Source organism: Photobacterium sp. (assembly GCF_033720175.1).
Classification (GTDB): Bacteria; Pseudomonadota; Gammaproteobacteria; order Enterobacterales; family Vibrionaceae; genus Photobacterium.
On record NZ_JAWWDA010000025.1, the window covers coordinates 1 to 18,549 of the forward strand.

Below are 18,549 nucleotides of genomic sequence, written 5' to 3' on the forward strand. Positions count from 1 at the left end.
ATGCACTGTTTTTGCTCAGGTGTAAGTCGTTGGATAGACTCTAATAGTTGCGTAAAATTGAAGTCTTCCATGCTGGTAGCCTCAAGGAGTTAGCATATCTATCTATAATATAGTTTATCAACTTGAGTACTGAACAGAGCCGTTGGTGTGTCCGCTCATACACTTCGATATTATGAAAAAATCGGATTACTTAAAGAGGTTTGTCGCAATTCCAGTGGACATCGGTTTTATACATCCAAGGATTTGGAGTGGGTAAAGTTTATAGTTAGGCTGAAAGATACAGGGATGCCACTTGAAAAAATTACAGGATATGCAGATTTACGAGAGATGGGAGATATCACTTTACAGCAACGTCAGAAGCTTCTCGAAGAACACCGTATTAGACTAAATTCTGTGATTGAATCTCAGTTAAACCACCTCAAAGCTTTGGATCAAAAAATCACCTACTACAAAGGAAAAATATCTTCTTGACTTAGAGTTAACTCTAACTAGTAGTCTTCTGTAACGGATTGATACAGGAGGTTATTACATGGGTAACACAAGATATAAAATTGGGTTTGAGCAATTGTCACGAATTGATGGTGAGGCTGGGCATAAGGTTATCGAAAGCCTTAAGGAAGTCTGTCCTGATTTAGCCAAGTTCACAATAGAATATCCATTTGGTGATATCTATAGTCGTAGCGGACTTGATTTAAAGTCTCGTGAAATTGCTACCGTGGCAGCGTTAACCGCTTTGGGAAACTGTCAGCCACAATTAAAGGTTCATTTACACGCGGCATTGAACGTTGGCTGTACTGAAGTGGAGATCAAAGAAGTGGTATTGCAAATGTCAGTATATGCAGGATTTCCAGCTGCATTGAATGGTATGTATGCTGTCAAAGATGTCTTGGAAGAACGTCAAAACGGTTAGCTGCCGCTTTTTCACTTGCAACAAGAGTGAGTTTCAAAGCCCTCACGTCTAGTAGCTACCTCTGGTGATTTGCTTTACCAGAGGTTATCCGAAGAGAAATTTTCGGTGTTAAGCTCTAACGCTATTTTTGTCCCACATTGAGCCTGCCGAACACCTCTGGCTCAAAAATGCCCCATAGTGTTAACGTATTTACTCAGTGGCAGGTCATGTCAACTGGCTTTCCATAGACATTTCTTATGGTGGCAGCCTTTCTGCCTACTCTCCATACAATTATCTTATATGTTTAGCGTGGGACAAACTTAGTGTGCCACTATATGTTGAATTTTGAGCAATTTCAAATTGAAAAAAACGCTATAACCCATTGATTTGTATGGATCACCAATCTCATTGTATATTGGGCATGACAGCTGTCAGTACTTGTCTAATATGAGCTTATTTGGTTGGGTAAGGCTGGTTTTCGTTCTTATTTTATTTTTTAAAATCTTTATTTTTATGTTGTTGTGGATTCAGTGGTTCCTGTATAAGGACCGTATAGATGTTGGACTTTGATCAAAAAACTTGAGCTGCTTCACGCTCGCTGAGGTAACTTGGGTATACCGCTTTTTTGTCTTTTTGTGCGCAGGAAGGGAGGTAGTTATAGGAGCCTGACTTAAGGCTGGGGCTTTCATTTATATGACGGTTAGCTAACCGGCGAATTAGAATAAAATCGGGTTAGCTGATAACGAATGCTGCAGGTTATCTCAGGTTATGATGTACTCTCAGGAACCTCTGACTTGGTTTGCTCTAGGGTGGTAAATAAAGCCCTGAAATGGTTTGTCAGCTTGTGGCGGGGTGCTGAATAAATAAGTGGTTGCTGCTGGTAGTGTGATTCTTTCATTTTGATTGATTGAGGTAAATAAGGTTCAAGTACGGGGAGCCCTAAATCTTTAAGATCGGCAATGATTGTCGCAGGGAATTTCGCCTGTGCGTTGAACATGTTGACGATCACACCTTCCACTTCCAGTGTTGGATTATGATCTTCTTTTAGTTCCGCTAAATTATTCAGCAAAGTAATGAGTGCTTGCTGTGAAAAGCTATCGCAGTCGAAAGGAACAAGTAGCCGCTGTGCTGCAATTAATGCAGTTTTGCTATAAAAGTTAAGATTAGGTGGTGTATCAAGGTAAATGCGATCATACTTTTTATCCAGCTCATCAAGCGCGTCACGTAATTTATAAATTTTATAACGACGCTCAAGTTCTGCTTCAATCTTTTCAAGTTTTGGGCTGGAAGGAATAATATCGAGATTGGTAAATGCTGTCGGTTGGGGGAAGTTTATGATCGGAGTTGAGACGGTGAACCAGCCAACGGTTTGGTTTAATAAATCAGCAACGGTTCGTTTATTATCAGCATTGGTATCACAGCCAAGGTAGTGGCTACTGTTTCCTTGCACATCTAAGTCAATAAGTAATGTCTTATACCCCTGTGAAGCACTTAGAGCGGCAAGGTTCGTTGTAATACTGGATTTACCGACTCCACCTTTTTGATTGAAAACCACTCGACGCATTATTCATTCCTTTAATATATCCTATTATTTACAATACGTTACACCAGCACAAATGGAGTGGCAATGTTTGTTTGGTTCTTTTGCGGTGGTGGTAACGCAACACGCGATCTTGACCGTTAATTTTATAATAAGATGATCAATGATATGTTGCGAAGCAGTTCAAATGTAAGCGAAGGCGTTTGTACCGGATCGCAGAAGCCCCCTTACTCAAACTTCAGTGAAGCACTTTACGAGTTAAGGTAAATATATTGCTTCCAACTCTATTTGAGCTTGCTCTAGTAGCGCCATTAATGTGCCCACATTATCATATTTACCCGCAATAATGGCCTTTTGTAATTCAGCTTGAACAGCCTTTACATTATCTACACGGTCTTTCCTGTTCATTAGAAAGCGTAAACCATCAGCTTGGTCCATTTTTGTACATCCGTTATTTATCGAGGCATAAGACACCATCTCGATGGAGTCTTATGTCTCGATGAGCACGGTGATAAAAAATTTCAGCTGAACAATCTACACACTTAAATTTAAGGTAGTTATTTTTCAGAATTTTTTCTAAAAACGTCCTGTGTATTTGATTAAACACAGTATTATCTTTACAGGAAGGGCACTTTTCATAGATCTGCATATAACTAAGCCTTCTCGCGAATAACAAAAGATCACTATATACCATATAGGATATGAAACCGACTGCATCAATAGTATGAGTAATCAGCGTGCTCATGCTGTGATATTGGTCCCAAAAAATAAAATAAGTCGTCATCAGCGTAATGGAACATTTTGGTGTCCATTGAGGTTTATGACCTCCTTAAAACGAGTTGTAAGGAGGCTGAACCGATATTATTCATTGATACTGTTTATCCAACGCTGGAGGCTAGAATTACGGATGGTTGGTGAGGGGTCCACCTATGAACCTTGTGCAAACGAGCATTTTGGCAAAGTCATTATTATTCAACTATAGTTCTTGGTATGAATTTTCTTTTTAATACAGGGGGTTGATATGTCTGAACACCACACTTATAAAAAACTAGAAGTGGTTGGCACATCTAAATGCAGTATCGAAGATGCCATCAGTAACGCCATTGACGAGTGCCATAAAACCATTAAAAACATGGAGTGGTTTGAAGTTGTTGAAACTCGAGGCCATATTGTTGATGGCAAGGTCGGTCACTTTCAGGTGGTTATTAAAATAGGTTTTAAAATAGAGAACAGTTAATCGTATTTACCAGAGAAAACCCGCGCCATGGTGCAATTATGACGGGTTAACTTTGTTCATAACGGCTAACATCACTTTGAGAGTACCTAAGACGAAAATGAAAATGCCTCTTGGTTAGAGATAGCTATACTGAAGGGGGGAGTAAATTCAATTTGTTAGGAGAAGCTTATGACTGGTAAGCCGTCCAATCAGTACCTTAAAATCAAACAAAGGCATCCAGGACTTTTAGATGCGGTTGAATCGCTTGGCAAGGCTGTTAAACAGGAAGGGCCGTTAGAAGAGAAAACGGCGCAGCTTATTCAGTTGGCTGCGGCTGCGGCAATCCGTTCGGAAGGCGCTGTACACAGTCATACCAGAAGAGCACTAGAGGCCGGAGCCAGTATTGATGAAATTCGCCATGTCCTTATTCTGCTGACCAGCACCTTGGGCTTTCCTTGCGTAATGGCGGCACTGAGCTGGGCTGATGAGACGTTAGAAGCCAGTCAGCCAACCGAAGTCGGCTCAGATTGGGAAGTATGAATAAACTGCACAAAGCAAAATAAAACGGGATAGCATGAAAAAACCCGCGTTACAGGCGGGTTTCTTTATTATTCAGCAAATAGTTAGGAGTATGAAAAGCGCGTCGAGAGTTAGCTCTTACAGGGTTCTGCTTCTCTCTCGTTGACCACGCTGCAAGCCCAGAAACTTGCGTGGTTGCTACTCTATTCCCCTCGTCTCACAAGACCTATAGGAAGAAAGATACACTTTTCACTAATAATTATAGATCAGCTTCATCAATCGTCCAGCGATCAGAACCAAGTATTTTGCCTTCTCAAGGAAAACCTCTAAGTGCAATATGGAATTGTTGAGTATTAAGCGGCGAAGAAATCAGCGCTTATTATGCCCAACACTTGCCAAAAATCCAGTTCATGATATTTTCACTTCACAATTTATTTTTTGGATTCATTATCATGCCAAAGGCAAGTGAAATAAAAAAATTTGCAGCCATCGAACATAACGGAAAGGTGCTGCTTGTTAAGGAAATCAGCAAACTAACCCCAAGTGGCCGTGCAGGAGCCAGTCTATACAGAATGCGTCTTTATGATGTTGCAACGGGGGCAAAAGTTGATCAGAGCTTCAAGGCCGATGAGATGATTAACCTTGCTGACTTTAGACGTCACCAAGTGACTTTTTCATACATTGATGGCAATGAGTATGTCTTCATGGATAACGAAGATTACACGCCTTATACTTTCAGTAAAGAGTCGATTTCAGAAGAGCTGCTTTTCATCACCGAAGAGACAAAAGGCCTGCAAGTACTGACCGTTGACGGCTCTCCGGTAGCTATCGAATTGCCTGCTACTGTTGATCTGGTGATTGTTGAAACCGATCCTTCAATTAAAGGTGCATCAGCAAGCGCCCGTACTAAGCCCGCGATCCTTTCTACAGGATTGACAGTTCAAGTTCCTGAATATATTGCAAACGGTGAAAAGATTAAGATCAACACCGCGGAACATAAATTCATGAGCCGTGCTGATTCAAAATAATTGAAGTCGATTCATTTGAATTAGGTTTTGTGATTAAGGTACCTCAAATCAGGTTATGTATTGGCTTGGGGAACCTTATGGCAACCGGTAAGCATCAAAAAGAATGAGATGTTTTGACCGTATTCGATTCGATGCGTGTAATGGAGGTAAGAAACTAATTATTTGTACTTTCTCGTTATCGAAGCCAATTGTACAAGCAAAAATACGTTACGCTCACTCCCAAAGATATCAACGTCTTTAATAATGGTGATACCCCATGAGCGATCAATCTATATTCATCACTCTTCTGACCATTGAATTGGTGATCCCCCATGCACAATCGCTTAAGGAGAAGCGCAGCGAGGTACGCGGGCTAAAAGATCGCATCAGCAATAAATTCAACGCCTCTGTGGCCGAGGTGGGATTCAAAGACAAATGGCAACGTGCCGTTCTGGCGGTTTGTCTTGTGGGCAGCGACAAACGGCAGCTGGAGTCAAATACAGCCCGGATCCGTACCCTTTGTGAAGAAGCCGCCGATATCGAGATAGCGGCAATTGTTCAGGAATGGCTGTAACTCTATATGCATTGCAACCGTAGATAGCCGATCATCAGTGCTGATTTTGCCGTTAATGAACATAAAAGCCGAAAGGTAGCTTCCGGCCTTTCCTATTGATAATTACTTATTCCCGGATGATTTATAGAAGTTATTTTCATAAGCCAGGCTGCCCCATAGCGCTAAACAACTCTGGTTTATATCCACTCCATAACATCCCGAAGACTTCTTTCGGGTAGATCAGGTATTCAAGAAATAGCCGATTGGGGCGGACATCATATTCCATAATGAAAGAAGGCGTCGCGAGTTCCATGTAGACCACAAGCCATAAACCGATAACAATCCAGACTCGTAAAATCAATAACCAGCTTCTGCCGATAAAACCGTTACCTGCAAGCAGACAAGTCAGCAGGGCAGGGAGCACAAGCAGATAGCTTACCGATGAAATATCAATTCGTAAGCCAGAAAAGAGGATGGTTAACCAGCCATCTGCTTCGCTGACACGCTCGCCATGCCACACACTCAACCCTACGCGAGAGAGCATCAGAATGAAAAGGCAGACTAAAAACGTCATGCAGAGAGGGTAGAGAATACCCAAACGCCTTTTTACAACATCTGTCATTTGTAACTTCCTGATTAATTAACTATGTTTTCACAGTGCAAAGTTAGAAAACAAGACATACACCCACGTGGATATCGCCATTAAGAGAGTCAGCAGCACCGCGGCTGATCCCATATCTTTTGCTTGCCCTGACAATTCATGCTTTTCTGTCCCGATCCGATCGACAACAGCTTCTATGGCGGAATTAAGTAATTCGACGACAATAACCGCGATGATTGCACCGATCAGTAGTAACTTCTCTAATCCGCCGACAGGTAAAGCGAGAGCGAGAGGAGTCAGCACACAGAAAGACACCAACTCTTGCCTGAATGCCGCCTCGCAACGCCAGGCTGCACGCAAACCTAACCATGAATATTTAGTGGCGTAGATAAGCCGAACGAATCCTTTTTGATTGGGTTTCACACCATCACTCATATGTAAGAAATAACAGGAGTCTTAAATAGCATCTTTTGCGTGAAAAAAAAGTCAAATCATCTTGAATATAATTGCACCCGTCAGCATTTACGTCGTTGAATGAGTGCGGTAAGTGTTCAGCACAGATCTCATCCACAATCGAGTATCTCGTACACCGATATTGGCTATTTTATCGAGGCAGGATAGATAAATAGTAAGCAGGAGATAATTTATAAAAATTATCAGTCTTTGGCCGCAGGCTATTTTTAATTAACTCACCTTATTATTGTATTGCGATCATGACATGTAAAAAAAACAGGATAAGTCAAAAAAATAAATTTGCATACCGCCTATTAATATGCGTGTTGGATTGAGTCACTTTTATTTATATATCAATCATTAATATCGGGTTAAGGCAGAGCAATACATATTTTTGAGCCAATTACTTTATAAAGGAGTGTAAAATGGCTGATAACTCAATTGTATTAAGCATTGTTCTAGGTTATCTGGTATTACTGGTTTGCATCGGTATATATTCATCAAAAAAAATAAACAACTCTGAAGATTTCTTGGTTGCTGGCCGTCGACTTGGTCCATTTCTTATTGCAGGAACGCTTGCTGCAACTGAAATCGGAGGTGGTTCCTCTTTAGGAGTGGTTGAAAAGGCATACGGAGAGTAGGGATTATCTGCACTATGGTATGTCGCTACGATGGGAGTCACCTTTACTATTATTGCCATGGTTGCACCGATGCTAAGAAAGGCAATGGTCAAAACGATCCCTGAGTTCTTTCGACGTCGGTATGATAAGCCTTCGGCGTTATTTACTGCCATTATTATGATATTGCCATTGATTGGCCTTACTGCTGTTCAGTTTATTGCATCTGGTGTGATCTTATCGGTGATTATGGGGTGGGATTACACGACATCGGTCATTGTTATCTCGCTGGTTGTTATCGCTTACTCCATGATGGGCGGGTTATGGTCTGTATCTCTCACTGACTTTGCTCAGATGCTGATGATTGTGTGCGGTATGGTTGCGGTGCTTCCATATTCGTTAGACATGGTCGGCGGATGGGATGTGGTTGTTGCTAATACGCCGGTTGAAAAAATGTCGATGACAGAAGGAATTGGTTGGCCGACCATAATTAGTTTAATTCTAATCTATGCGGCTTCCTTTATTTGTGGTCAAGAAGTCACTCAGCGGCTATATGCGGCAAAAAATGGAAAAACAGCATTAATGGGAAGCCTGTTAGCTGCCGTTGTCTTTTTCGCTTTTGCCATGATCCCGGCACTGCTTGGTATTATCGCTCATAGTATGGTTGATATGGGAATAATAGATGGTAGCGCCATTGTTGAAAATGGTGCAAGGTATGCGTTACCAACATTAGCCGTTCAGGTCATGCCACCTGTTCTGGTTGGTTTTCTTTTCGCAGGGGTTGCATCAGCAACGATGTCATCGGCGTCATCTGATCTGCTGGGGGCGGGTTCGATCTTTGCGAATGATATTTACAAAGTATATATCAATAAAAATGCTGATCAGAATTCGTTATTAAAAGTCGCAAGACTGACCATGTTCGTTATAGGTATTTTTTCAATTGGTATCGCAGTATTGAATACCAGCGCGATAATTACGCTACTGATGTTCTCATTCAGTCTTCGAGCGGGTGGAACATTAGTTCCGTATTTGATGGGGCATTTCTATCCTAAAGGAAGCAAGTAGGGAACCTGGGTATCTCTATTCTTAGGTACTTTTGGTATTTTAGCCGTCAAATATGAATGGATAGACTTTTTCGGCTTAGATGGAATATTCCTTGGATTACTTTTAAGTCTGACGGGTTATCTGGTTGCCAGTCATCTTTTCCCTAATAAGAATATGTCAGTAGTACTAGAGGACGAAGATGTTGCAGAAGGTGACACCAATCTTGAACAAGCAACGCAAGAGGGTGTGGCTATAGCAACCAAGGACTAGTGGAAAATAATTACGGCTCATTTGAGGTGAGCCGTAATTCCCCCCCATCAAAATTCATCAATCCCTTGTGCAATAAACCCCGATCTTCCCTGTATCTCGTAAAGCACCAACAGGTTTAATCTCAAGCTTAGCCCGGAGGCCAATGCATAGTGCGGCCACCCAATAGGTGAAGGTGGATATGAAACACAGCCTGACCACCCTGACGGTTGCAGTTCCATACCAGTCGGTAGCCGTTGTCGGCGAGCGCCAGATCTTTTGCCAGTTGTGTCGCGGTCAGCACCATATGGCTGATAAGCGCACTCTTATCACTGTCCAGCTGGTTAATCGTGTCAATGTGTTGGCGTGGAATGATCAGTATGTGTGTCGGAGCCTGGGGATCATTATCGGGGAAGGCGACGATCTGACCGTCTTCATAAACCAGTTCCGCCGGGATTTCTTTGTTAGCGATTTTGCAGAAAATACAGTCCATTGGGATCCTCGCTCTGTCTTGAATCATTAAACTATAGTTATTAATAATATCAATTACCCTGAATACTAAGCATAACCGCTTAATCCCTTTTTCACGAAGTTCTGAAATATAAAGTATTGTTGATACAGGGACGAACCAATGACCTTTAACTTGAGGGAGTGACCAGCAATGACCACAGCCTTTATTACCCACGGGGATTACCTGCTGCATGAAATGGGAGCGGATCATCCGGAGTGTCCCGAACGGCTGGGAGCCATTACGCAATACCTGGCATCTTCTGAACTCGGCAACCGGTTAAAGTGGTTGGCTGCGCAACCGGTGGACGAGAAGTTGCTGGAAAAAGTGCATCCTATTGAATACATACGCTGGCTCGAGAACCTGCAATCGGAGAAAGGGCTGGCCTATGCCGATCCCGATACGGCACTTAATTCCCATACCATGCATGCCGCCCGCTTGGCTGCTGGTGCTGTGGCCATGGCAACAGAGATGGTACTCGGCGGTGAGATAAACAATGCATTTTGTGCAGTACGGCCGCCGGGGCACCATGCTGAAAGAAGCATTGCCATGGGGTTTTGTTTTTTTAACAATATTGCTCTGGGAGTAGAGCAGGCACTGAACCATAGCGATATTGAACGGGTTGCCATACTTGATTTTGATGTACACCACTGTAACGGCACGGTCGATATATTTCAAAATCGCTCCGAGGTGTTAGTGTGCTCGACTTTTCAACATCCCTTTTTTCCCCATCGCTACTATGATATTCAACGACCCAACATTATTAATTCCCCGTTACCTGCCGGTACCACAGGCAGCGAGTTTCGCCGCACAGTCGAACGGGACTGGCTGCCAGCCTTGCACTATCATCAGCCGCATATGATATTTGTCTCTGCCGGTTTCGATGCCCACAAGGCTGATCCGCTGGGGCAACTTCTGCTCGATGAAAGTGATTATCGCTGGGTAACCAATCTTATCGTTGAGGCCGCAGCTTGCTTCGCCCGCGGCAGGATTGTCTCGGTACTGGAAGGTGGCTATAATTTGGAGGCTCTGGCTCACAGTGTTCATACCCACCTTGAAGGTTTGGTTGGCGGGTAACCTGATCCGCGGGCTAACCAGTTTTATCATTGACGGAAAAAATAAATCAAATTATTCCTTTACATAAGTTTATAACGTGTTAATTTACATGGGCTCTGTTGTTCAGGGTTATTAATGCAGCATAAGTACAAGTTAAACTCTCAGATACATCTTCGTTAAAGTTTTTGTCCTCAGTGTTTCCCTTAGCTTCATCGTACATTTAATAATTCAACTTCTCAGCATATCGTAATTTTGCGAATAATTTATTAATGAATTTATAAGGGACAATACATGTCTAATTCAAATACTGGTCTAGTAAAATGGTTTAACGAAGAGAAAGGTTTTGGCTTTATTACTCAAGATAACGGCGGCGCTGACGTATTCGTTCATTTCCGTTCTATCGCATCTGAAGGCTTTAAAACGCTAGCTGAAGGTCAAAAGGTTTCTTTTGAAGTTGAGCAGGGCCAGAAAGGTCTTCAAGCTGCAAATGTTGTAGCGCTATAATTCGAAGATTTATTCTTCAAGTAAATGCTGGCCTTTAGCCAGCATTTATCGACTATTTATCATTGGGCTACACTGATAAATAGTAAAAAACAGGCCTAACGATAGACCTATTTATATGTAATACAACCGTGTGCAATAGAAACCTTTCCAACATCTGCCTTATCAGTTCATGTCATGAAGTTTTCCTTTCGTATAATTACATCAGATAAGTAATTCTTTTCAGGCTATACGCATATTGATGCAAATTATTATTAAAGGTAAATCTATGTCTAAATCTACAGGCAGAAAGCGTTTTTGGTTTCAGCAAACACGTGATATTGATCAGTTAACTGCTAAAAAAGCGTAAGACTGAATCAAAATATTACACAAGAGGTCGCCCAATGGGCGGCCTTTTTGCGTTATACCGATCAGCCAGCCACACCATGATTCTTGATCTCTACTAAAATAAGACTCTGTATAAGTAAACATTACTTTCCTTTCAGGTAGTGGTTTCGACCGCCTGCTGATGCTGAGTTGCAAACAAGTAAGGAATCATGATGAATGACAGTGAAAAAAAACAAGTAATTGATTTATTGAATAATATCATGGAGGTGGAGCTAGCCGGTGTTGTTCGCTATACCCACTATTCCTTAATGGTATTTGGCTTTAACCGCATACCGATAGTTTCCTGGCTGAAGGGAAATGCCGATGAGGGTCTTGCTCATGCTCATAAAGCGGGCGAGCTTGTAACTTTGCTGGGCGGGCATCCGTCACTCAAGGTGGGCCCTTTGCTGGAGACCCAAAAACATGATATTGGCGATATACTAAGAGAAAGTTTAGAGCATGAGCAATCGGCTCTGGCCTTGTATTATAAGCTGCTTCATCTGGCAGCAGGTCATTCGGTGTTGCTTGAAGAGTATGCCAGGGAAATGATCGCTCTCGAAGAGCTTCATCTTGATGATGTCGATAAAATGCTGAGAAAGCCCGGTGATGTAGAGCCGTTTCATGGCTAAGCTGAATCTCCGCAGCATGGATGCTGCGCTTAAACCCCTGTCAGATGAATCAATCTTTTACCGGGATTGCCAATTCTTATTCACAACTCACTCCGTCGCTATCTTATCTGCTAATGTATTGACTACGTAGTCTCATTTTTATTTCATCTGTAACAATGTAATTAACCTGATTAGTATTATTTATCCATTGAATAAGGAATAACACCGTAGGTTATGACTCTCGATAATATTGGCAAAATTCAAGATAAACGGGCACTAGACACGTTGTGGCCACTACTTGGCTTTGTGCGACCTTATAAAAAGAGGGTTGCAGCAGCAATGCTGGCCTTAGTGGTGACTGCGGTGGTGAGTCTGTCGATTGGGCAGGGTGTAAGGATGATTATCGACGATGGTTTTATTGCGGGCTCAAAAGAGCAGTTAGGCCACGCGATTGGGATGATGGTCATTATGATCATGGTTCTGGCAGTGGGCACTTTTAGCCGCTTTTATCTGATGTCATGGCTTGGAGAGAGAGTCAGCGCTGATATTCGTAAGGCCGTTTTTGACCGGTTACTCGGTCTTCATCCGAGCTATTTTGAAGAAAACCGCAGCGGTGAAATCATGTCGCGGCTGACGACAGATACCACCTTGTTGCAATCTATCATTGGTTCTTCATTTTCAATGGCCCTGCGCAGTGTGCTTATGTTTGCCGGTGGATTACTGATGCTGGTGATTACGAATCCGAAGCTGACCCTGTTAGTGATGGGGTGTGTACCTGTGGTGTTAATGCCGATGATTTTTTATGGACGAAAAGTTCGGCACCTGGCGCGAAAAAGTCAGGCCAGTATCGCTGATGTAGGAACATATGCCGGTGAAATCATTCAAAATATCAAGGTGGTTCAAAGCTATACCCGTGAGAAACAAGAAAGGGCCGCTTTTGGTGCCGAAGTCGAAGCCGCTTTTGCAGTGGCCAGGCAAAGAATAAAGCAGCGTTCCATTCTTATCGCAACAGTCATATTTTTGGTATTTGGCGCTATTAGCATCATGCTTTGGATTGGCGGCATGGATGTTTTATCGGGTAAAATCAGCGAAGGAGAATTGGCGGCTTTTGTCTTTTACGCCATTATGGTTGCCATGTCTCTGGCGACGATTTCTGAAGTTTACGGTGAGTTACAGCGTGCATCGGGCTCTGCCGAGCGGCTGTTTGAGTTGCTGGCGGTGGAAAGTGCGATTCAGGCCCCTCAACAACTGGCGCAATTAGACGATTTAGCCGAAACCGTTATTGCTTTTGATAAGGTTGATTTCAGTTATCCGTCGCGCCCCGGTAGCCCAGCGCTTAAAGGCATCAATCTGGAAATAAAAAAAGGGCAGGTTGTTGCTTTGGTGGGGCCATCAGGGGCCGGGAAAACAACAATTTTTGAGCTGTTGCAGCGCTTTTATGATCCCTTTAAAGGTGAAGTGCGATTTAAAAATACCCCCATTCAGCAGCTCGATCCCAGCTTCCTTCGTCAGCAAATGGGGATGGTACCACAGCAGCCGATCATGTTTAGCTCCGACGTTTGCCATAACATCCGTTATGGCCGCCCCGAGGCATCGGATGAAGAGGTTATTTGGGCGGCGAAAAGGGCTCACGCTCATGAGTTTATTCTGGAGTTACCTGATGGGTATAAGAGCTATCTGGGTGAGCAGGGCGTCCGTTTATCCGGTGGGCAAAAACAACGTATTGCCCTTGCCAGGGCGATTCTCAAAGATCCGGATGTGCTGTTGCTGGACGAGGCCACCAGTGCCTTAGATGCCGAAAGTGAATATCATGTTCAGGCGGCGTTAAATGAGCTAATGAAAAATCGGACCACGTTGATTATTGCGCACCGGCTTTCAACGGTGATGCATGCCGACACGATAGTGCTATTAGACAAAGGTAAAATATTGACCTGTGGTACACATGCTCAGTTGATGAAAAAATCCAAACTGTATCAAAGGCTGTGTGAGTTGCAATTTGAACCCTATGAGGCCGGAAGAATCCAACGGGTCAGTGACGTTAAATAATTGACCAGTATCTTGAGATTAGTGGGGGATAAGGCACAAAAAAGCCAACAGACTTGCTGTTGGCTCTTTATCGCAGTGCACGATGGCTTACTTACTACGCGGCATCACATGCAAGATTTGTTTGTTTATTTTTTTCTTTCAGCATTTTTGCCAGGAAGTAAATATTGACGCAAGCAATAAAACCATTCGTTGCAACTACTGGCATTGCATCGATCATAAAGCCGTAAGTCGTGAAAAGTACACAGCCAACGAAGTTCAGAACACGAAGCCATACGATGTCTTTCATCATAAGTGAGATTGCCACCATCAGTGACGATGCATAGCCCAATATTTCAACTGTGTTGAATTCCATAATGTTACCCTCTATTTATTTATACCAATCACCTCATCATGAGTCTGTTATCAATTCTGCGATTGATATAAAGGGGGAGATTCCTTGCCCCGAATGGTCTTGTATATGAATTATGGTAAAACTATAACAGCACTGAATGTGATCTTGAACAGGTAAAATTTCACAAAGGGAGCGTTAGCGATTACGCAAACGATTAGCTTTTGGCTTTATTGATATCTCTATCAAAAATTAACCGTTGATAATGATACTTGTTGCTCATATTTTTGTCATAGAATGAACAAAATTCATGTGAATTAGCGCTGTTGGCTTTTACAGTGAACGAGTACTCGAACGGGAGAAATATGGTGAACAAGAGATTAATCGGATGCACTGCATTTGGTGCTATGTTGGCTCTGGGGGGATGCAGTGAAGACGTTCAGGTAACGGTTTCACCCGTTAACAATGTCGAAAAAATGAATATTTCTGACCAGACACAAATTGATGTTTATTGCCCGACAGGGATCTGTCAGTTTGATATATCCTCTAATGAGGCGATAACAGTCACCGTGACCATGCATTACGATAATGCTAAAATGTTTCGCAAAATTGAGGGTGTGAGTGTCACGGGCAAAGCCGGGCCAACCGCTAAAGTATTGAGTGCGAACAGCTTTAGTATGGGTCTTTCTGGTGACAACGAGTCAGCAAAAATTCAGGTCGTGGATTATTACCGCTAGCCGAGTTCTTGTTTATGGTTTGCACGTTGTTTACGTTTGTGTCGGTTAGATGCGCCGGGGTCTGGCTTTTCAGGAACAGGACGTCTCTCTGCGACAAGATGGCGAATAGCCAAAATAGGATGTTTCATTATCATCTTAGGGCCGGCATAGCGCATGATTGTTTGTGACATGGCTTTATAGTCAGCTTTATAGCAGTGAATGGGGCAACGGCGGCAAGTGGGCTTTTGTTCACCGTAAGGACAACGGTCTAAACGTACCAGGGCGTAATCAAGAAAATCTTGGCATTGCTGACAAAGCTCAGACGCCTGATGATGGTCGTGACAATAGATATTCACCATCGCACGAATAGTTTTAAACTCAGTGTTGAGTGTACCGATTAAGATGTTTGTCGTTGTCGATTTCATACTGTTGCCTGGCGAGTGAAACTGGCATTATCCTAAATTATATAACCTGTATTTAAAATGCAATTATAGGGCTAATGACTCAAAAGTTGATCTTAAACCGTGATTTATATGACATAATTTAGGGTACATGTTATCAACATGAAAAAATAACCCATTTTGTCGCAATAATCCGACTTTCATGGGTTGATTTCATTGGTGTTGAGCAGTAGTATCCGCTCCTCTTTTTTATGGTGGTGTATATGAGCAGATTTGAGTGCCTTGAAAGAATCGTTGACGAATATCGCAAGAAAGTTCGTGATTCTGAGTTTAATCGACAGAATGACAGTGAAGTAGCAAAAGTACTTGTACTGCTTGTTGGTAACTCTATGTTCAACCTGGCAGATGAATTTGCTGATTGGGTAAATCGTGGTGGCGACCGCAGCTATGGCGGCAAGTTTTTTGTGTCTAAGCAGTTAATGACCTTGCTTGAGCCTGTCACTTTCCGTGGTGTAACGGTTCGCCGAGATTCGATTAAACTTTTCAGAGTGTCATGATCTGTTTTGTTTCTATCGTTTGTTGAATGACTCTCATAAAGAAAAATTGAAGAACAGATTCTCAATCCAGCTTCGCAATTGTTAAGCATGATTGACAAAAAAGGATGCCGAGGCATCCTTTTTTGCATTTAACGACTGAAAAAAGCCAGCGATTAACCTGGTGATTTTGCTTATACCATTATCTTAGTCGCGGTAGATTCAGCAAACAAAGTGTGGTCAACTAAATGCCAATCGGAACTATTCTCGTCGATTGTCTAGAGAATGGTGCCTATTCCGTTATACACGTCAGTCTAATAAGAAACAGGAACAAACATGAACGCAGAATTTTGGCATAGCCGCTGGGCTGAAAATCGTATTGGTTTTCACCTCAATGATACCAACCCGGCGCTAACAGAACATTGGCATGCAGTAAAACCAACGCGTGATGACCGTGTTCTTGTGCCGATGTGCGGTAAATCAGTTGATCTTATCTGGTTAGCTCAACGGCACAATAACGTCATTGGTATCGAACTGAGTGACATCGCCGTGAAAGCGTTCTTTGCTGAACAGCTCTACACGCCAATGGTAAGTGGAGTTGGTGCTGAAACGGTTTATGAGTTTGATGAAATCACCATTCATTGCGGTGACTTTTTCTCGGCACGGGTTGAACCCGTTGATGTGGTCTATGATCGTGCGGCATTAATTGCGATGCCACAAAATATGCGTCAGATGTACGCAGAGCGTCTGCTGGCGTTGTTGAAAGAAAGCGGGCGTATCCTGTTAGTGACGCTGGATTATCTGCAGGTGCAGCTTGACGGGCCTCCATTCAGTGTTTCTAAAGAAGAAGTCGAGAACTTGTTCAAAGATTGTCGAGTGACTCAGATAGCGCGGAATGATGCCGATGAATCGCATCCACGCCGCCAGCGCGGCTTAACCCGTTTCGCGGAAGAGATTTGGTTGATCGAGAAGTGATAATAAGTTCAACGGCCAGATAAAAGAATCCCTAACCACATAGTGATTAGGGATTATTTTTTAGCCGTTAAACCTACTGACCGTCAGGGATCACATTTCCATTTTCATCATAGGCCTGAACATTAAAGTGGTGCTCAACACATTTCTCATAGTCACCTTTGAATAAAGCGCTGTAAGCATATTGGTAAGGTACCAGTTTGCAGGCAAAGCTCTGATTTCCAGGCGTATCCGGGTTCCAGCTCCAGTCTTTATCCCATGTGATCATCAACGCACCGGCACCATCTGTGTTAAACGGTTTCATATTGGCGCAACCGAGTTTTTCACCGTTGATATCTAAGGTAAGCTCTTTGGCAAACAATTTGTAATAATCAATACGGTTCTGCGCAAGTGCTGTTTCAGACCCTTTGTTGCATTCGTATGCGCCATTGATGATTTGAATTGTTGAACCGAATCCTTTCTCGATCCCGGCGGCCTTATCGGCCGCATTGGGTTGCCATGTACCGTCGATAACGTGCAGCATGCTAGGTTTAGGTGGTTGAGGATAGACATAGAAGAACACGGCGGAAGCAAGGTTTAGCCACGTATCGGCCACCTGAGCGGGGTTTTCGAGAAGGATACTCTGATCGCCGAACATGGCTTCAGAGAACGGTCCATAGTTGTAGTTCCAGCTTAGCTGCTTAGCACCTCGCCCGAAGTAACTCTTACCTGGTGCACACGGCCATTTTTCACCTTGCCAGCCTGTGCACATGTTATAGGTACCGTCTGGTTTATCTTCTGATTTGTACATTTCACGCAGGAAATACAAGCCTTGACGCCATTCCGGCACCCCTTTGGTTGTTTCCCAGTTAGGAGCATGGGCACCCGTTTCCTGTACAAAGTGAGCAAACATGGTAGTGATGGATCGCTTACAGATGTCGTCGGAATCTCGGCCATCAGTGTAGGTGCGGCAGAATGCCGGGAACTTGGCGATAGCCTGTAAGAAGCGAGTATAGGTGTATTTCTCGTTGCGCAGTGGGAACAGGTAATTCCACATAGCTCCGTCGACAATAGATTCGGCCCGCCGGACGTTGTCAGGATTAGCAATATTAAGCGGTTGTACCGCTTCGACAATGGTATTGTCCCGTGTTTCAATATCTGATCGTACTAACTTAAACAGTGGTGTATTGGTGAGATTGGTTTCAATGGCCTCCAACTCGCTGCGTGGCATCAGGTAACCACCTTTGCCATCAGGGAGAACGGTCATCATCCCCGGGATAGGGCCTGGATCTGGTGTGGGGCCGGGACCTGGTGTCGGCGCTGTCGGGCAGTCTACCGCATCCCAGAACCAGCTGATTGCTGATGGTGATTCCCAGGCCCCCGGGTTATTCTTTGCTACATAGCAAGAACCGCTATGAATCACGATGTCGCCATTTGTGACTTGGGTAACTCCACGCTCCCAGACAACAGGATCTTGCGCCGAAAAAGCATGTCCCGTTGCACACACACCAAGCACAAAGCTGGCGAGAAGCATCTTTTTATTAATTATTGTCTTGTTCGTCATTGGATAAAACTCCTTTTTCCTTAGGGTGTTTGTCGATTATTATTCGTACGAACAAGGAGTAAGGCGAATTATTCCAAGGTATATTTTATACCGCTCGGGGCTTATCACGTTATTTGCAATACAGCATGCGAAATTCAGGCGGCCGGCGTGAGTATAAGCAAAAAACAGACATGTGCTGTTTTGCTATCTGCCGATAATGGTACAGATGAATCGCATCCACGCCGCCAGCGCGGCTTAACCCGTTTCGCGGAAGAGATCTGGCTAATCGAGAAGTGATTATGAATTA

22 protein-coding genes and 2 pseudogenes are annotated in these 18,549 nt (G+C 43.3%); 16 read left to right on the plus strand and 8 right to left on the minus strand.

Annotation, left to right across the window (positions count from 1 at the left end; genetic code table 11):
- Positions 1-129: 129 nt before the first annotated feature.
- Complete coding sequence (locus R3289_RS19580) at positions 130-471, plus strand: MerR family transcriptional regulator (protein WP_318927644.1); 342 nt, start codon at positions 130-132, stop codon at positions 469-471.
- 58 nt (positions 472-529) lie between these two features.
- The gene (locus R3289_RS19585; RefSeq protein WP_318927592.1) at positions 530-910 is read left to right on the plus strand and encodes a carboxymuconolactone decarboxylase family protein; all 381 of its coding nucleotides are present in this window, start codon (positions 530-532) and stop codon (positions 908-910) included.
- Between the two features lie 745 nt (positions 911-1,655).
- Here R3289_RS19585 and R3289_RS19590 read toward each other — a convergent pair.
- Entirely contained in the window at positions 1,656-2,453 is a 798-nt protein-coding gene (locus R3289_RS19590; protein ID WP_318927593.1) for a ParA family protein, read from the minus strand.
- 234 nt (positions 2,454-2,687) lie between these two features.
- Entirely contained in the window at positions 2,688-2,867 is a 180-nt protein-coding gene (locus R3289_RS19595) for a hypothetical protein (protein ID WP_318927594.1), read from the minus strand.
- Between the two features lie 583 nt (positions 2,868-3,450).
- Here R3289_RS19595 and R3289_RS19600 point away from each other — a divergent pair.
- From R3289_RS19600 to R3289_RS19615, 4 genes are all read left to right on the plus strand, one after another.
- On the plus strand, positions 3,451-3,666 hold the full coding sequence (locus tag R3289_RS19600) for a dodecin (protein ID WP_318927595.1): 216 nt from the start codon (positions 3,451-3,453) through the stop codon (positions 3,664-3,666).
- Between the two features lie 168 nt (positions 3,667-3,834).
- Positions 3,835-4,185, plus strand: a complete 351-nt coding sequence (locus tag R3289_RS19605; RefSeq protein ID WP_318927596.1) for a carboxymuconolactone decarboxylase family protein — start codon at positions 3,835-3,837, stop codon at positions 4,183-4,185.
- A 431-nt stretch (positions 4,186-4,616) separates the two neighbouring features.
- Positions 4,617-5,192 (plus strand): elongation factor P-like protein YeiP, encoded by a 576-nt coding sequence (yeiP, locus tag R3289_RS19610; protein WP_318927597.1) that lies wholly within the window; start codon positions 4,617-4,619, stop codon positions 5,190-5,192.
- Between the two features lie 256 nt (positions 5,193-5,448).
- Positions 5,449-5,745 (plus strand): DUF503 domain-containing protein, encoded by a 297-nt coding sequence (locus R3289_RS19615; RefSeq protein ID WP_318927598.1) that lies wholly within the window; start codon positions 5,449-5,451, stop codon positions 5,743-5,745.
- Positions 5,746-5,908: 163 nt separating this feature from the next.
- Here the strand turns inward: R3289_RS19615 and R3289_RS19620 are convergent.
- Positions 5,909-6,346, minus strand: a pseudogene (locus R3289_RS19620) (LTA synthase family protein); the annotation flags it as partial.
- A 30-nt stretch (positions 6,347-6,376) separates the two neighbouring features.
- Positions 6,377-6,748, minus strand: coding sequence for a diacylglycerol kinase (locus tag R3289_RS19625; RefSeq protein WP_318927599.1), 372 nt, complete (start codon positions 6,746-6,748; stop codon positions 6,377-6,379).
- A gap of 455 nt (positions 6,749-7,203) precedes the next feature.
- On the opposite strand from R3289_RS19625, the gene R3289_RS19630 reads away from it, so the two are divergent.
- Together R3289_RS19630 and R3289_RS19635 are read left to right on the plus strand one after the other, a co-directional pair.
- A complete protein-coding gene (locus R3289_RS19630; protein WP_318927600.1) occupies positions 7,204-7,419 on the plus strand; it encodes a hypothetical protein in 216 nt (71 codons plus the stop codon).
- A 21-nt stretch (positions 7,420-7,440) separates the two neighbouring features.
- Positions 7,441-8,460: pseudogene (locus R3289_RS19635) on the plus strand (sodium:solute symporter family protein); the annotation flags it as partial.
- Between the two features lie 376 nt (positions 8,461-8,836).
- Here the strand turns inward: R3289_RS19635 and R3289_RS19640 are convergent.
- A complete protein-coding gene (locus tag R3289_RS19640; RefSeq protein ID WP_413466727.1) occupies positions 8,837-9,178 on the minus strand; it encodes a histidine triad nucleotide-binding protein in 342 nt (113 codons plus the stop codon).
- 168 nt (positions 9,179-9,346) lie between these two features.
- Between R3289_RS19640 and R3289_RS19645 the strand changes: the two genes are divergently transcribed.
- From R3289_RS19645 to R3289_RS19660, 4 genes are all read left to right on the plus strand, one after another.
- On the plus strand, positions 9,347-10,270 hold the full coding sequence (locus tag R3289_RS19645; protein WP_318927601.1) for a histone deacetylase family protein: 924 nt from the start codon (positions 9,347-9,349) through the stop codon (positions 10,268-10,270).
- Positions 10,271-10,540: 270 nt separating this feature from the next.
- The gene (locus R3289_RS19650) at positions 10,541-10,753 is read left to right on the plus strand and encodes a cold-shock protein (protein ID WP_318927602.1); all 213 of its coding nucleotides are present in this window, start codon (positions 10,541-10,543) and stop codon (positions 10,751-10,753) included.
- 536 nt (positions 10,754-11,289) lie between these two features.
- Positions 11,290-11,745 carry a ferritin-like domain-containing protein gene (locus tag R3289_RS19655; protein ID WP_318927603.1) on the plus strand — a complete coding sequence of 152 codons (456 nt, stop codon included), beginning with the start codon at positions 11,290-11,292 and terminating at the stop codon, positions 11,743-11,745.
- 213 nt (positions 11,746-11,958) lie between these two features.
- Positions 11,959-13,770, plus strand: a complete 1,812-nt coding sequence (locus R3289_RS19660; protein WP_318927604.1) for an ABC transporter transmembrane domain-containing protein — start codon at positions 11,959-11,961, stop codon at positions 13,768-13,770.
- A gap of 94 nt (positions 13,771-13,864) precedes the next feature.
- Here the strand turns inward: R3289_RS19660 and R3289_RS19665 are convergent, their stop codons facing one another.
- On the minus strand, positions 13,865-14,122 hold the full coding sequence (locus R3289_RS19665) for a hypothetical protein (RefSeq protein WP_318927605.1): 258 nt from the start codon (positions 14,120-14,122) through the stop codon (positions 13,865-13,867).
- A gap of 344 nt (positions 14,123-14,466) precedes the next feature.
- On the opposite strand from R3289_RS19665, the gene R3289_RS19670 reads away from it, so the two are divergent.
- The gene (locus R3289_RS19670; RefSeq protein WP_318927606.1) at positions 14,467-14,835 is read left to right on the plus strand and encodes a spore gernimation protein; all 369 of its coding nucleotides are present in this window, start codon (positions 14,467-14,469) and stop codon (positions 14,833-14,835) included.
- On the opposite strand, the gene R3289_RS19675 is transcribed toward R3289_RS19670, so the two are convergent.
- Positions 14,832-15,239: a nitrous oxide-stimulated promoter family protein gene (locus tag R3289_RS19675; protein ID WP_318927607.1), complete on the minus strand. Its 408-nt coding sequence runs from the start codon at positions 15,237-15,239 to the stop codon at positions 14,832-14,834. The two genes, R3289_RS19670 and R3289_RS19675, sit on opposite strands and share 4 nt — an antisense overlap.
- A 239-nt stretch (positions 15,240-15,478) precedes the next feature.
- Between R3289_RS19675 and R3289_RS19680 the strand changes: the two genes are divergently transcribed.
- Positions 15,479-15,772 carry a hypothetical protein gene (locus R3289_RS19680; RefSeq protein WP_318927608.1) on the plus strand — a complete coding sequence of 98 codons (294 nt, stop codon included), beginning with the start codon at positions 15,479-15,481 and terminating at the stop codon, positions 15,770-15,772.
- 312 nt (positions 15,773-16,084) lie between these two features.
- Positions 16,085-16,723: a thiopurine S-methyltransferase gene (locus R3289_RS19685; RefSeq protein ID WP_318927609.1), complete on the plus strand. Its 639-nt coding sequence runs from the start codon at positions 16,085-16,087 to the stop codon at positions 16,721-16,723.
- 73 nt (positions 16,724-16,796) lie between these two features.
- Here R3289_RS19685 and R3289_RS19690 read toward each other — a convergent pair whose 3' ends face one another.
- The gene (locus tag R3289_RS19690; RefSeq protein WP_318927610.1) at positions 16,797-18,263 is read right to left on the minus strand and encodes a chitinase; all 1,467 of its coding nucleotides are present in this window, start codon (positions 18,261-18,263) and stop codon (positions 16,797-16,799) included.
- A 147-nt stretch (positions 18,264-18,410) separates the two neighbouring features.
- Here R3289_RS19690 and R3289_RS19695 point away from each other — a divergent pair, with 147 nt between their 5' ends.
- Positions 18,411-18,539, plus strand: a complete 129-nt coding sequence (locus R3289_RS19695) for a hypothetical protein (protein WP_318927611.1) — start codon at positions 18,411-18,413, stop codon at positions 18,537-18,539.
- Positions 18,540-18,549 lie beyond the last annotated feature (10 nt).